This is a genomic window from Paenibacillus sp. 1A_MP2, assembly GCF_052244825.1.
In the GTDB taxonomy this organism is placed as follows: Bacteria; Bacillota; Bacilli; order Paenibacillales; family Paenibacillaceae; genus Paenibacillus; species Paenibacillus vandeheii.
This window is the reverse complement of record NZ_JBQQCS010000001.1, coordinates 972,429-987,142: the sequence shown is the minus strand read 5'-3', so window position 1 is coordinate 987,142 and position 14,714 is coordinate 972,429. Positions and strand designations below refer to the sequence as shown.

Genomic DNA, 14,714 nt, shown 5'->3' with positions numbered 1-14,714 from the left:
GCGGCATATCGTCCCGGATCGCCGGGAACGGCTTCGGTTGCGGCCGATATACACCGGATTGGAACATCACGGGTGCGATGCCAAAGCTGCCCCCCCATACAGCCCGTCGCGCTCAGCGTCAGCGGGAGTACGTATTTTTTGCCACTGGATCGCTGCACGAAGTCCCGGAAACCCACGTTGTTCCGCTTCTTCCAGTACACGCTCTGCCAGCGCCTCGCTCTCCTGAGACCAGTTGACACCATCGGCATCCGGCACCGGAATGAGGAAGTACAATACACTCTGACCTGGCGGAGCTGCCGTTTCGTCCAATGCAGCCGGATTAAATACATAAAATGAGGACTTCGCCGGAATGCGGCGCTGGTCGAACACTTCCCGCAAACTGCCGTCCAGACTTGGAGGCAGAAAAAATTGATGCGTCGTTGCATCCTCCCAGGTTTTGTCTACGCCCACATAGATCAACACACATCCCGATGAGGGACGATATGGCTTTCGTTTGCGTGTACCTTCAGGCGTCTGACCAAGCAGACCCGACAGGTGGGGGAAATCCCCATTGTAGATAACTGCATCCACATTTTCTGCGCCTGCGGCTGTTTCTATACCTTTGCATATCCCCTTTTCGATATTCAGCCCGGTAACTTCCGAATTCAGCACGACACGGCCACCACGTGATATCAGTTCCTGTTCCAGTATGGCAGGTAATGCAGCATAGCCACCTTTCACCATCCAGATGCCATATTCGTGTTCTGCATAAGGGAGCAGGGAGTAAATGCCCGGTGTACCAAAGGGAGATCCACCAATATAGAGACTTTGCAGCGAATAAGCATCCAGCAGTTCCTCGTGTTGAAAATAATCACCTACAGCCTTACGCACACTTTTATGAGCACGCAATCGGCCCATCAGGGACATCAGAGAAGGAGTGAAGAAATCCCTTTTCCGAGGGAAAGCCCGTTCCAGAAACGCAGCCCGTCCCGCCGGAAACAACGTGTCCATATCGTTCATAAATTTTGAGAATCCCTGACTTTCTCCAGGGAAGAGACGTTCAATCTCTTCGGCCTGCTGTTTACGTTCCGTCATTTTGGTCATCACACGCCCGCTGCTATAGTGCACTCTGTACAAGGGATCACAACGCAGCAGCTCAATCTTCGAACGATCCACACCCGCTTCCTCCAAAATGCCTAGCAGCATCTCGGGCAGAAGCACGATCGTAGGGCCTTGGTCAATCCGGTAATCGCCTTCCTGTTCGTAACTAATACGACCACCAACTCTGGAACCCCGTTCATATACGGTGACGTCCCAACCCTGTTTATTCAGCAACAAGGCTGAAGTCAGGCCGCCAATACCTGCACCTACAATAGCTGCCCGTTTCATGAATGGCCTCCCGCTTCCGCCGTTTTCACATACGAGGATCGTTTCGAGCGCTTGCGAGCATCCTCTTCCTGAATGAGTTTTACGCTAATCCGAGCCGATTCAAAGATGGTTGGCAGCCCACTGCCCGGATGGGTTCCACCGCCTACCAGCCACACCCTTTTTAACTCTTCAAACTGGTTATGGGGCCGCAGATACATCATCTGGCCGAGATTGTGAGCCATGTTGAACGTCGCTCCGCGGTACACATCCAGTTCATTTTCCCAGTCCAGCGGTGTAAACATCATCGATTCTTCAATACGGCTGCGGATGTCTGACAACTCAGTAATCGATTCCATCCGCTTCAACATTGCCTCCCGCACATTCTCTCGTTCTGTCTCCCAGTCGATGTCTCCGGTTAGGTTGGGCGTGGGCATCAGCACATATAAAGCAGATTTCCCTTCCGGTGCGAGCGTCGAATCGAGTCTGGAAGGGTTATGAATATAGAGGGACGGATCCGCAGACAACACTTTGTGCTTCGTAATCTCATCCACGTTCAGTCGATAGTCCTCGGGGAAATAGATGGAATGATGCGGTAAATCCACTTCACCGTCCACGCCCAGATACAGCATGGCTGTGGAGCAGGAGTACTTTTTACGCTTCATTTTCTCCGGTGTATATTTCTTAAGCACTCCTGGTTCAAACAGATGATTCACGGCATGGGCGAAGTCTGCATTGACGACGACATGATCTGCTTCGATGCGTTCACCGTTTTCAAGCAGCACACCTTCTGCTCGCCCATTGCGAACCATGACCTGTTTAACCGGACAGGATGTATGTATTCGTCCTCCATATTCTTCAACTACATCAGCCATGGCCTGAAATACCCGATTGACGCCACCCGTAGGGTGAAATAATCCGTAGTTGTGCTCAATGAACGATAGAATCGTAAACGTACCCGGACAATCCCAGGCAGACATGCCCAGGTATTTGGATTGGAACGTAAACGCCCAGCGCAGACGCTCATCGGTAAAATAGCGGGACAGGATGCCATAGACCGTATTGTTGATGTCCAGTTTCGGCAGAGCTGTCATGGCATCTCTTCGCAAATAATCGGCCAGCTTGCCGAAAGGTCGGCGCAGCAAAGGCATGACTTTGCCAAACTTCACTTCTTCTTCCTGCATGAACCGAAGGTAATTGTCCTCGTTGCCGGGAAAAGCTCCTTGATCTGTGCAGCAGTATCTTCACGGTTGCGGGAGGGCGTAAACACCTTATCACCGAAATTCAGTGCGTACAGCGGAGTCAGCTCTTTCATCTCCACATAATCGGATAATTTGCGTCCCACCACCTCGAACATCTCTTCAATCAACTGAGGCATCATCAAAATGTTGCCCCCGGTCGAATCGGTAGTCTCCCAGCTCCAGTCTGGAAGAACGCCCGCCAATCACAGGCTGCTTCTCATACACATCTACTTCATACCCCTGGCCGGACAATAACATGGCCGCTGCAAGTCCACCCGGACCTGCACCAATGACAGCTGCACGTTTGCGTTGCTGGTTCGGTATCATGCCACTCACCTTTCCTATGTTAGGAACTACCTCTAGTACTATAGTCTCTAACTTACTATTAAACCGCCCATAAGCAGTTCAAGCGGGTAAACGCAAAAACATTATACAAATATAATACAAATATTATACGACCTTGTAAATCAAAAAAATGACCCACTGGTCAAAATACGTAAATAATAATTGAAATGCAAAAAAAACACCCCTCGCGCTCTTGCGTCAAAGGATGTCCTGTATACACGAACCTATACATTTTATTGTTAGACTCATTTTAGAAGCATGGCATTCAATAGCCTAATCCGGACGGCCGCTCTGTGAAATACTCACGTTCCATCCACGATTGCCAATCCGCTGAATCTTCGGGCATAATCCATTGTGGGTAACGGGCGTTCTCTGCACGCTCATACCCTTTACCTCCAAGTACAAAGCGCATATGCGGGAACTCGTCCGCAATTCGACCCACAAGCTGATCGCACCGCTCAAGGAGTTCGGAGCTGGTAACCGAAAGGCAGACCAATCTGATTTTCTGCTCTCGAATGATTGGAAATATCCCCTCTTCCGGTGTGTTGGCTCCGAGATAGAGCACTTCAGCACCATTTTTGCGCATAAACAGCGAGAACAGCAATAATCCAACCTGATGATGCTCCCCTTCCGGGCATAGAGCCAGAACTTTAGGCAGATGCGGATAGATCGGGAACAGATGGAAAAACTGATAGAAGCGCTGCGAGATCAGCTGTGTCATGAAATGCTCTTGAGCAACCGAAGCTCTGCCCTGTTCCCATGCATCTCCTACCCGAACGAGTATGGGAACCAGCACATGATAAAACATCGAATCATATCCGTACATGGTGAAGCCAAAATCAATCAGCCCATTGGCCCGTTCCCCCTGGAAATTGTATAACGAGTCATAGATCTGATCGGCTATACGTACATATGCCTCTTCCAACGTGGGTACGGGGGCCGTTAACGGCGTAGGCACAGCAGCTTCAGGAGGTGGGTTGGTTTTGTTCACCTTAAGCATACGAACCGCTTCGGAGATATTGGTCTGATGCTGTTCTACCTGTTCTTTCAACCAGCGCAGATCGGCAACATTCTCATCCGTGTATAAGCGATAACCCGATTCCGTCCGCTCAGGGGTGACCGCACTATATCGATTCTCCCAAGCCCGGAGGGTTACCGTTGGAATACCCAACATGGCAGCGACTTGTTTGATGGAATACACCTTATTACCCACTTTCTTTCCTGAAATAGCTCCAATTCACAGGTTAAAAACGAAGCCTGGTCCCGTCATTGTCAGGTATATGAAAATCCGAACATTCTACAAAAACAATACGCTTATTATACACAACACTCATATTACTGTCGATGCATCCGTCCTATTCTTGGATCTCCATCTACCTAATAAATGAAATATTGCTTCAGGCTCTCTGCGTCAACGTTGTCATCCGGGTGGTAATAGAAGTCAGCAAGTTCAGAAAGGGGAGTTATTGTTGTTTTCTAATCGCCGCAAGACATCAGACCGCAAGTCTTCACGCGGCAAATTTCCATACATACGAACAGGTCTCGTACTATTGGTGCTATGGCTCATCGCCGTCATGCTCTACCAGACCTATAAACCGTTACCATCCGGCATTTCTTATGAAAGTCCGGAATACCGTGTGGATCAGGTACAATTTCTGCATGATCTGACCTATCCCTCCGCTGATGGACAGATGGAGCATGAACAGCAGATCTTCCAGCGCATGCTTCAGGTTGTTGAGGACGCGGAACAGTTCGTGGTGGTTGATATGTTTTTATTCAATAACTACCAGCACAAGGGTCAGCAATTTCCACCCATCAGCACCGAGTTTACGGAAACCCTGGTTGCCAAAAAACTTCAGAAACCGGAAATGGACATCTGGTTCATTACGGATGAAGTGAACACCAACTATAACTCTGCACCCAACCCGTTACTGGAGCAGATGAAACAGGCAGGAATTCACGTGGTCATTACAGATGTTGATCCTTTACGCGACTCCACCCCTGTCTACTCCGCTGTGTGGCGCACCTTCTTCCAGTGGTTTGGACAATCCGGGAAAGGGTGGATTCCGAACCTGATGGCATCCGATGGCCCGGATGTCACTGTACGCTCCTACCTTAAATTGCTCAATGTGAAGGCCAACCATCGCAAAGTTGTGGTCAACGAGAAGACGGCTATTGTCTCCTCAGGTAATATTCATGACGCCAGTGCCTACCACTCCAACATTGCTTATGAAATAACCGGACCGATTATTGGAGATATCCTTGAGTCGGAGCAGGCTGTGCTGAATTTCTCGGGTGGAGGAAAGCTCCCATCCTATACAGCTCCTCCCACAGATCCGAATAAGGGGGATTTGCGAATTCGCTATCTGACCGAGGGCAAAGTAAATGACGCCGTGCTAAACGAGATTAAGCAAACGGTAAAAGGTGATACCCTGTGGATGGGCATGTTCTACATCGCTTCACCCAAAGTATTGGACGCCCTGCTTGAAGCCTCGAAACGGGGAACCGAAATAAGGCTAGTGCTCGATCCGAACGAAAATGCCTTTGGTCAGGAGAAGACCGGCATTCCCAATCGCCCTGTAGCTGCGGAGTTGCATGATAAATCGGATGGCAAAATCAAGATTCGCTGGTACAACACAACCAAGGAGCAATATCATACCAAGATGATGTACATTGCCAAAGCGACCGGAGATCATATCGTTCTTGGAGGATCGACCAACTTCACTCCCAGAAACATGAATGATTATAATCTGGAAAATGATCTATGGGTTGCTGCGCCACCAGATAACTCATTTACTCGAGATATCGCCGCTTATTTTGACCGTATATGGAATAATGAAGATGCCGAGTTCACCCTGAACCTGGATGAATTTCAGGAAAAGACTACATTTTTGAAAGAAATCGTATATAAGCTGCAGCTGATTTTGGGTTTAACAACCTTCTAATTGAAAACGAAATTCCAAGCATAAACCCGCCTGTACTCTATCGTGCAGGCGTTTTTTGTGCCTTGACAGCGAAAGTAAAATGTGAAAATATAGGTTACCTAACGACCGTTAGGAAGGTGATAATAATGACTGCACATTCGATTCGGGATGCAGCCCTGTTCCATTTTGCAAGAGATGGATATGAAGGGGCCTCCTTAAGAGCTATTGCTGACGAAGTCGGGATTAAAAAACCGTCCATATATGCACATTTCAGCGGCAAGGATGACCTGTTTTTGCACACCCTTGCGCATGCGTTCAAGGATGTTCAGCGTCGAACGCTGGAATACTTCCGCGATCACGCCAATCTCCCTCTGGAGCAAAGGTTGAAGGGTTTGCTGATATGGTTTGAGCAAGAGTATAACTGTAACGCCTCTGCCCGCTTTATGCTGCGTATGTGCTACTTCCCACCGCTTTCGCTATACAGTGAAGTCATGGATATGGTGTACCCGTTTCTGGACGGTATGGAGCGGTCACTGTCACGGCTGCTGCAAAGGGCGACGCGTAAGGGAGAACTACAGGCTGTTCCGGCGGAACAAGCTGCGATTGCTTTTATGACTTTTCTCGATGGCATCACGGTTGAGATTATCTATGGAAGTTCACGTCGATATAGGAGACGGATTGAAGCTTCCTGGCCTGTCTACTGGCATGGCATTCATCATCTGAAACAAGGGGCACGGTCCGTTGTGCCGAAAGGAGATTCATCATCATGAACCGCAACTGGTTATATGTATTTATCGGAGGACTCATTGAGATTGTATGGGTAAGTGGGCTGAAACACGCCTCCAATGTGTGGGAATGGGCTTTGACGGCCCTGGCCATCATCCTCAGCTTTGGATTAATCATTGCTGCTTCCAAAAGATTGCCTGTGGGCACGGTATATGCCGTATTTACGGGGATTGGTACCGCAGGTACGGTACTGACCGAAATGCTGCTATTTGGTGAAGCATTCTCGCTTGCCAAGGTTTTGCTCATCGGCCTGTTGCTATGTGGTGTGGTCGGACTGAAACTGGTCACAGATCAACAATCGGCAAAAGGAGGTGAAGCATAATGGCTTGGATAGCAATTGTGGGTGCAGGCATATGTGAAATTTTTGGTGTCATCGGCATTAATGGTGCTTCTTCCCGGAAGGGCTGGCCTTATATCGTGCTCATGCTCGTATCCTTCGTGATCAGCTTCTCTCTGTTATCCTATGCGATGACTTCTATTCCCATGGGCACAGCGTATGCGGTATGGACTGGAATCGGCACGGTGGGCAGTACGTTAACAGGTATGTTCCTGTTCGGTGAGCGGAAGGAAGCCAAGCGGCTGCTGTTTATAGCCATGATTTTGGTGGCGGCAATTGGATTGAAACTGATTACGTAAAAGTTATCGGCTTCGTACTCTCCGTTATCAGCGATTGTTAACTTCACTTCAATAATCTCATATAAATTAATGATTAAAAAGACGACTTCATTCAGGAAGTCGTCTTTTGGGATATGATGTAAATAGGAAACCATCCTACACTCTGTTACGTATGAAAGGATGTCGTGATGATGAAGAAATGGTTCGTGCGCATGGGTTCTTTTACCGGATACATATTCCTGATCGCTGTGGGAGCCTTTTATCTGATTGCTCTTGCAGCCATTATTCTTCTAGCTATTTATGTTTTTAAGGGCGGAGCCTGAAATAGATCATTTGCAACTCATCAACCTTAGTCTGCTCGTCCAACCTTGATACTCGTGATTATCATACCTATTGCAATGAATATATCGTCGCTCGTTATCAGCTACTATCTTGTCTACATGACGCGGTAAATATGCTCCAGACCCCTTATGTTATCCCCTCTTCTTTTTCCATTTTTCTCCCATTTGAATTCCATTGTCCATATCGTTTATACTTGGTTTGACCATAAAGTCAATTCAAGAACTCGTAAGTTCCGCAGGTGAGGTGAATGTATCGTTAATGAACCCTATCCATGAAATGAATGAAAAGAAAAAGCTTATTATTACCACAGCACTCAGGCTGTTCTCAGCCAAAGGCAGTGCTGCAACCTCGATGCAGGAGATTGCAGAGATATGCGGGATGTCGAAAGGCAGCCTCTACCTTATGTTCAAATCGAAAGAGGAATTAGAGGCCAGTACGATGGAGTACTGCATATTCACACTCATGGATGAAATGTCCCAGATTGAACATGAAACTGGGCTCACTTCAAGAGAACGTCTGCATAAGCAGATTGAAACACTGCTTGTCCATGTATCCGAGCTGAAGGAATTTTTACGCGTGCAAATGCGCAGCATGATGATGGATGAAGAGCAGCATCGCAAGGAAAAGTGCAAGCCGCAGCACAAGGATTTGGAGATCCGTACCCTGCACTGGTTCAAGGACAAACTGGAGGATCTGTACGGACCGGAGATTGAACCCTATATCATAGACCTTATTTTGCTTACACATGGTCTGTTCCTCTCCTACGTCAAAATCTGGTTTACGGAAATGCCTTCCCTTACCGTATCCAAGATGGCGAGCAACATGCTGCAAACGATCGATTATGCAGCTCGCGGATTGCTAGATCAACGCCCTGCTCCATTGGTTCCTTTGGAACATTGGCCCGCATGGAGCAGCGATTCAGATACAGATTCCACAGTGATGCGTCATCCCATTCACATCATCAAACAGATGAAGGATATCATCACTTCGGATATGCCTCCAGGGCAGGTGCGCAACGATGCGCTGGAGACCATCGCCATCCTGAGACAGGAGATGATGGAATTCACACCGCGACGTGCCATTATTCTGGGCATGATGCACAATCTGGATCACATTCCTGTCATCCAGCCATTGCACTCCGAGCTTCAGCACATTATGGATGCCATGTATAGCCGGTTTATCCAGGCTGACTCGTCACAACAATAAAGAAATACAGGGAGAACAGAGAGGAGAAGAAACCACCGTATGAAAGGGATTATCAATTTTTCACTGAACAACAAGTTTGCGATCTGGATTCTGACCATCATCGTTTCCTTCGCCGGTTTGTACAGCGGACTGACGATGAAACAGGAGACCATTCCAAACATCAATGTGCCATTCCTGAATGTTACGGCCATTGACCCAGGGGCTGCTCCGGAAGGTATTGTGGAGGATGTCACCAAGCCATTGGAACAGACCTTAAGAAATGTTGAGGGAATTAAGACACTCACCTCCACCTCCATGGAGAATGCCTCTTCCATTACTCTCGAATTTGATTATGGTACCGATCTGAACAACGCTACAGCAGCGGTACGCGAAGCACTGAATGAGGTGCAGCTGCCTGACGGCGTACAGAAACCAACCATCTCCAAATTCAGTATCAACTCCTTCCCGGTTGTCTCGCTCAGCTTGTCCGACAAGGACGGCGGCGATCTGGAACAACTGACTCGACTGGTTGAAACGGATATCCAGCCTGCACTCGAAGATATTGACGGTGTAGCTCAAGTCCAAGTATCCGGTCAGTATGTCAAGGAAGTTCAACTGAAGTTTGACCAGAAAAAAATGAATGAACTAGGCTTGACTGAAGACACAGTCAACGGCATCGTTCAAGGTTCTTCTGTCCGTGTACCACTGGGACTGTTCGAACTGGATAAAGCACAGAAAGCTGTTGTTGTTGACGGCAATATCATCGATCTGGATGATCTGAAAAATCTCGCCATTCCGGTTGTACCAAGCGGTGCGGGAGCAGGCAGTGGTTCGGCCACAGCACCACAAGGCGCCAACGCACAAGCTGGCGGAGCAGCTCAAGGTTCTGCACAAGGTGCTGATCAGGTTGCTGGACAAACCGCTGGCGGAAATGCCAGTGTCGGCAGCACTTCAGGTGCCGCTAACGCACCTGGAATTCCAACGGTTAAATTAAGCGAGATCGCCAAAATTGAAGTCATTGGTCAGGCGGAATCCATTTCCCGGACAGACGGTAAGGAATCCATCGGGATCTCCATCGTGAAGTCCAATGATGCCAACACGGTTGATGTCGTCAAGGCAGTTAAAGACAAAGCGGAAGAGTTGCAGACGCAGTTCAAAAACGCCGAGTTGACTGTTTTGCTCGACCAAGGTAAACCGATCCAGGACTCCGTAAACACGATGTTGTTCAAAGCGATGTTTGGTGCTTTGTTCGCCATTTTGATCATTCTGTTGTTCCTGCGTGATATTCGCTCCACCATTATTTCTATTATATCCATCCCGCTCTCCTTGCTCATTGCATTGACAGCACTGAATATGATGGACATTACACTGAACATGATGACACTGGGTGCCATGACGGTTGCGATTGGACGGGTTGTCGATGACTCCATTGTCGTTATCGAGAATATCTATCGCAGACTGACACTCCAGGGAGAAAAACTCAGAAGGCCGTGATTTGATCCGGGAAGCCACTCGGGAAATGTTCATTCCGATCCTTTCTTCCACGATCGTAACCATCGCGGTATTCCTGCCGCTCGCACTGGTGAGTGGTATGGTCGGTGAGCTGTTCATGCCATTTGCCCTGACCATGGTCTTTGCCTTGCTGGCGTCCCTGATTGTGGCTGTTACGATTGTACCTATGCTGGCACATACGTTGTTCCGCAAAGGTCTGAAGAACAAAAAGAATCATGATGAAAAACCAGGCAAGATGGCGGAAGGTTACAAACGCCTTCTGAACTGGACATTGTCACACAAACTCATTACGGTCGGCGTCGCTGTATTGCTGCTGGTCGGCAGTTTGTTTCTGTACCCGTTCATCGGTGCAAGTTTCCTGCCGGAACAACAGGATAAATATGTGACCATTACGTACAGCCCGGAAACTGGAGCTTTGCGTGAAGACGTTGAGAAAGAAGCGCTTGTAGCTGAGAAGTGGTTGCTGACACAGCCGGGTCTGGAGAAAATGCAATATTCTATCGGCGGAAGTAATCCACTGAGCAGCATGGGTGGCGGAAGCTCCAACTCTGCCCTGTTCTATATTGAATACAACGAAGATACGAAAGATTTCACTCAAGTGAAAGAACAGCTTGTGGAAGGTCTGAAGAAGGAAGTTACTGTAGGAACCTGGAGTGAGCTTGACATGTCCGGGGTCTGGGAGGCAGCAGCTTAAGCCTTTCTATCTATGGTGACAATGTAGATCAGATCAAACCTGTCTCGGATGAAATCCTGAAACTGGTTGAAGCAGATACCGAATCCTTTGAAAAAGCGGACACCACACTCTCCGATACCTACGGGCAGTACACGCTCGTCGCGGATCAGGAGAAACTGAGCTCGCTGGGTCTGACTGCAGGCCAACTGGCCATGGCGCTTAGCCCTGCGCGGGAACGTCCAGTACTCACGGAAGTGGATATCGACAACAAAACGTATAAAGTCTATGTAGAGACAGACAAAAAATCTTTCAACAGCATTGCTGATATTGAAAATGAAAAAGTGACTTCGCCGCTCGGCATCGAAGTACCTATCAAAGATGTCGCGAAAGTGGAAGAAGGCACCTCGCCGAACTCCATCATGCGTATTGACGGTAAAGTCGTCGTTCAAGTGTCAGCCAACATTTTGGCATCCGATGTGCAAAAAGCTTCATCCAACTTGCAGGCGAACATCGATAAGCTCGATCTGCCTGATGGTGTTGAAGTGAAATTTGGCGGTACAACTGAACAAATCAATGACACGTTTACCCAACTTGGACTTGCGATGGTAGCTGCCATTGCGATTGTATACTTTGTGCTCGTTGTTACATTCGGCGGCGGACTGGCGCCATTCGCCATCCTGTTCTCTCTGCCGTTTACCATCATTGGTATTATGGTCGGCCTGTTCGTGGCTGGCGGTACGCTTGATGTATCTGCCATGATGGGTGGACTGATGCTTATCGGGATCGTGGTCACCAATGCCATCGTTCTGATCGACCGTGTTATTCACAAGGAAAAGAGGGTATGCCTACCCGTGAAGCCTTGCTGGAAGCCGGTGCAACACGTCTGCGTCCAATTCTGATGACAGCACTGGCTACCATTGGTGCCTTGCTGCCACTGGTAACAGGACTCGAAGAAAGCGCAGGGATCATCTCGAAAGGTCTCGGCATTACCGTAATCGGCGGTCTGATCAGCTCCACGCTGCTGACGCTGGTTATCGTGCCAATCGTGTATGAGTTCCTGATGAAGTTCAAAAAGAAAAGAATCGAAGATTAACGACACCTTCTGTTGATCGAATTAGATCACCATTCCGAATTAAGATGAGCTTCTAACTTAGAACACCCCTTAGTCCATATTAGAATGATTTGTACATTCTGATATCCGGCTAAGGGGTGTTTTACATTTACCTTGGTAACACATGAACATAGAAAAACCCTCTCCAAACAAAGACGCATAATCATTTGCATTTATTGGATAAATATTCGGAAAATATGACATATACCCTCGTATTCTTGTTGATTTTCTTGTATAAACATTGATAACAGCATTTTGTATCATTCCATTCAACAGTTTCGCAAAGGAATTTTAAAATCAGAAAGCGGGGTGGTCCGTATGTTTGATTGGTTGGGATGGAGAAAAGGGTGGCCGCTGTGGCGGTCGTATCGATTGAATGCAGCTATTCAGCAGGATGTGGAGGAAATCTTTGAAGGGATCGCGGAGACAAGGCGGCAGCTTTTGATGGATTGGGCTGAGGAGCAATGGAATCATCTGGACCGATTGCTTCAGCAAGTACAGTCCGTTCAGCCGCAAGGGATGCTGCAAGGAACGGAAGATGTAAAGGCATTGGACGTATGGTTCGCTGCAAGTTATACCCGCGCTCTTGATAGTACTGAGCTTTTTATGCTGAACGAGCAAAACCAGGTTGTATTTTCTACATATAAGAAACATATTGGAAAAGTCTACGAAGATGGGGCTTTGATGGGTCCCGGGCTGCGTTATACCCAAGCAAATGGCAGCGGTCAGAAGTGTCTGTATGGCCCCTATTCTGATCCACTCACACTAGAAATCGGACCCCGTTCTTCCACTTTTCACGATGATGTAACCTTGATGTTTATCGTACCAATCATGGAAAATGGCCGCTGCATCGGCACCCTGTGCAATCGTGTGCCAAATGATGTATTGGGCGATCTGATCCAGCGAGAATCAGGCCACATCTACCCCGATTCCGGGGACGATTATCTCTTCATGGCCGAATCGAGATTGCGCCCCGAACTACAGCCCGGAACAGCCTTGTCCCGCAGCCGTTTCGAGGATCATACGTTCACCCATGGGGAGAATCTGAAAGACGGTGTAACCACCGAATGGGGCGTTGTATCCGTTAATGAGCATACCGAATTGGAACTGATGTTTACTGATCCTTCCACCAACGATCTGCACCCCGGTGTAGCAAATACCATTCGCAATGGCTCCAATCTGTTTGTAGCTTACCCGGGCTATTCGGATTATCGTCATATCTCGGTTATTGGCAAAGGCATCACGTTCCAGCTTCCCCACTGTCCGGATCTGTGGGGCATGATGTGTGAAGGCGATCTGGAGGAAGTGTATCGGATACGCAGCATGGGGTGGCGTCAATTCAAACAGCACAGCCTGTACATCCTGTTGTCAGGCATTGCGGGAGCGGCACTTGTATATGCGCTGACTGGAAGCGCATGGAGCGCAGCAGCCATCGCTGCCTTCAATGTCATTTATGGATTCCTGACTGCAAACCAACTGCAACGAAAACAAGTTCGACGTGTTCATGAGGATTTGCGCCGCATTAGCCGATTTATTCGAATCAACGCCGAAGGCAAGGGGATTTGACCCAGCGTCTGGATACATCCGCTTTTGCCCAGGATGAATCAGGTGAACTGGCAAAATGGATCAACAACATGATCGACTCTCTTGAAGGAATCATGCTCAAGGTACAGCTTGCCACCGTGGATGTGATGAACAACCAGCACCAAATGCGGGCATCAACGGAGACTACACAAGGGACGACCGAACGTGTAAATCTCAAACTTGGCTCCATGATTCAAGGGATACGCAAACAGCTTGAGGATCTGGATCAGGCCAAAGTAGCTGCCGACGAAATGCGCCTCACCCTGCAGCAGCTTGAAGTGTCTGCCACAGAGCAAATCGATGTTGCTCGCCAGGAAGTGGAACGCATCGGTGATAAAATGACCCAGATCTCGGGAGCCGTATCCGACACCAATCATACGATTCTGTCCTTTATGGCGACCATGCAGGACATCTACCGCGCACTTGCTGTCATTGATGAAATTTCGGCACAGACGAACCTGCTCGCACTGAATGCTTCCATTGAAGCAGCCCATGTCGGCGAACATGGACTTGGATTCGCCGTGGTTGCCGGTGAAATTCGCAAGCTGGCCGAACTATCCCGTTCCTCCACTGAAGATATTCATAAGATTCTGGATAATATCTCTGTAGCGGCAGGCGCAGCTTCGCAATCCATCAAGGAAGGCGATCAGGTGCTCGCTGAAGGCACCACGCTCGTTCAGGCTGCTTCCCAGTTACTCCAAAGTGCTACAGCTGAAGAACCTCAACGAACACAGGTTGTGGATCAGGTTGTGGTGTTGATGGAGAACATCGCCGCCATTAGCCACCAAAACCGTTCCACATCTTCCGAGGTAGAAACCGAGATGATTGAACTAATTAACGACATGCTGCACGTTCAGCATTCATCGCACAATGTAGAAGCTATCACGGTCTTTTTGCAACAACTTGTCGGACAATTCCAGCTGACTCATCCCGATAAAAACGCGATTACCTGACGTCATCATTGACGCGGATTGGAGAAATAGCTAAAATTTGATGCAACTGTTCGTTTAGACCTTGTCGGTTCATTTTATATAGAAGCTTTCCAATCTGAA

At 48.4% G+C, this 14,714-nt stretch carries 10 protein-coding genes and 2 pseudogenes; 9 read left to right on the top strand and 3 right to left on the bottom strand.

What is annotated here, in order from left to right; all coding sequences use genetic code 11:
* Window positions 1–66: 66 nt before the first annotated feature.
* From ACTWJ7_RS04840 to ACTWJ7_RS04830, 3 genes and pseudogenes are all read right to left on the bottom strand, one after another.
* Window positions 67–1,368 carry a phytoene desaturase family protein gene (locus ACTWJ7_RS04840; RefSeq protein ID WP_443145169.1) on the bottom strand — a complete coding sequence of 434 codons (1,302 nt, stop codon included), beginning with the start codon at window positions 1,366–1,368 and terminating at the stop codon, window positions 67–69.
* A pseudogene (locus ACTWJ7_RS04835) lies at window positions 1,365–2,912 on the bottom strand (phytoene desaturase family protein). The gene ACTWJ7_RS04840 and the pseudogene ACTWJ7_RS04835 overlap by 4 nt, the downstream one beginning before the upstream one ends.
* 283 nt (window positions 2,913–3,195) lie before the next feature.
* Window positions 3,196–4,131 (bottom strand): MerR family transcriptional regulator, encoded by a 936-nt coding sequence (locus ACTWJ7_RS04830; RefSeq protein WP_079350303.1) that lies wholly within the window; start codon window positions 4,129–4,131, stop codon window positions 3,196–3,198.
* 268 nt (window positions 4,132–4,399) lie between these two features.
* On the opposite strand from ACTWJ7_RS04830, the gene ACTWJ7_RS04825 reads away from it, so the two are divergent.
* From ACTWJ7_RS04825 to ACTWJ7_RS04785, 9 genes and pseudogenes are all read left to right on the top strand, one after another.
* The gene (locus tag ACTWJ7_RS04825; protein WP_301880235.1) at window positions 4,400–5,875 is read left to right on the top strand and encodes a phospholipase D family protein; all 1,476 of its coding nucleotides are present in this window, start codon (window positions 4,400–4,402) and stop codon (window positions 5,873–5,875) included.
* Window positions 5,876–6,000: 125 nt separating this feature from the next.
* Window positions 6,001–6,624 carry a TetR/AcrR family transcriptional regulator gene (locus tag ACTWJ7_RS04820; protein ID WP_301880237.1) on the top strand — a complete coding sequence of 208 codons (624 nt, stop codon included), beginning with the start codon at window positions 6,001–6,003 and terminating at the stop codon, window positions 6,622–6,624.
* Window positions 6,621–6,962 (top strand): DMT family transporter, encoded by a 342-nt coding sequence (locus tag ACTWJ7_RS04815; protein WP_024632750.1) that lies wholly within the window; start codon window positions 6,621–6,623, stop codon window positions 6,960–6,962. Before ACTWJ7_RS04820 ends, ACTWJ7_RS04815 begins: the two co-directional genes overlap by 4 nt.
* Window positions 6,962–7,276 carry a DMT family transporter gene (locus ACTWJ7_RS04810; RefSeq protein WP_024632751.1) on the top strand — a complete coding sequence of 105 codons (315 nt, stop codon included), beginning with the start codon at window positions 6,962–6,964 and terminating at the stop codon, window positions 7,274–7,276. The genes ACTWJ7_RS04815 and ACTWJ7_RS04810 overlap by 1 nt, the downstream gene beginning before the upstream one ends.
* Before the next feature lie 167 nt (window positions 7,277–7,443).
* Window positions 7,444–7,578, top strand: a complete 135-nt coding sequence (locus ACTWJ7_RS04805; RefSeq protein WP_256984792.1) for a hypothetical protein — start codon at window positions 7,444–7,446, stop codon at window positions 7,576–7,578.
* Between the two features lie 277 nt (window positions 7,579–7,855).
* On the top strand, window positions 7,856–8,803 hold the full coding sequence (locus tag ACTWJ7_RS04800) for a TetR/AcrR family transcriptional regulator (RefSeq protein ID WP_301880241.1): 948 nt from the start codon (window positions 7,856–7,858) through the stop codon (window positions 8,801–8,803).
* Window positions 8,804–8,842: 39 nt separating this feature from the next.
* Window positions 8,843–12,060, top strand: a pseudogene (locus ACTWJ7_RS04795) (efflux RND transporter permease subunit).
* 336 nt (window positions 12,061–12,396) lie between these two features.
* Window positions 12,397–13,644: a hypothetical protein gene (locus ACTWJ7_RS04790; protein WP_443145168.1), complete on the top strand. Its 1,248-nt coding sequence runs from the start codon at window positions 12,397–12,399 to the stop codon at window positions 13,642–13,644.
* A complete protein-coding gene (locus ACTWJ7_RS04785) occupies window positions 13,641–14,615 on the top strand; it encodes a methyl-accepting chemotaxis protein (RefSeq protein ID WP_443145167.1) in 975 nt (324 codons plus the stop codon). Before ACTWJ7_RS04790 ends, ACTWJ7_RS04785 begins: the two co-directional genes overlap by 4 nt.
* Window positions 14,616–14,714 lie beyond the last annotated feature (99 nt).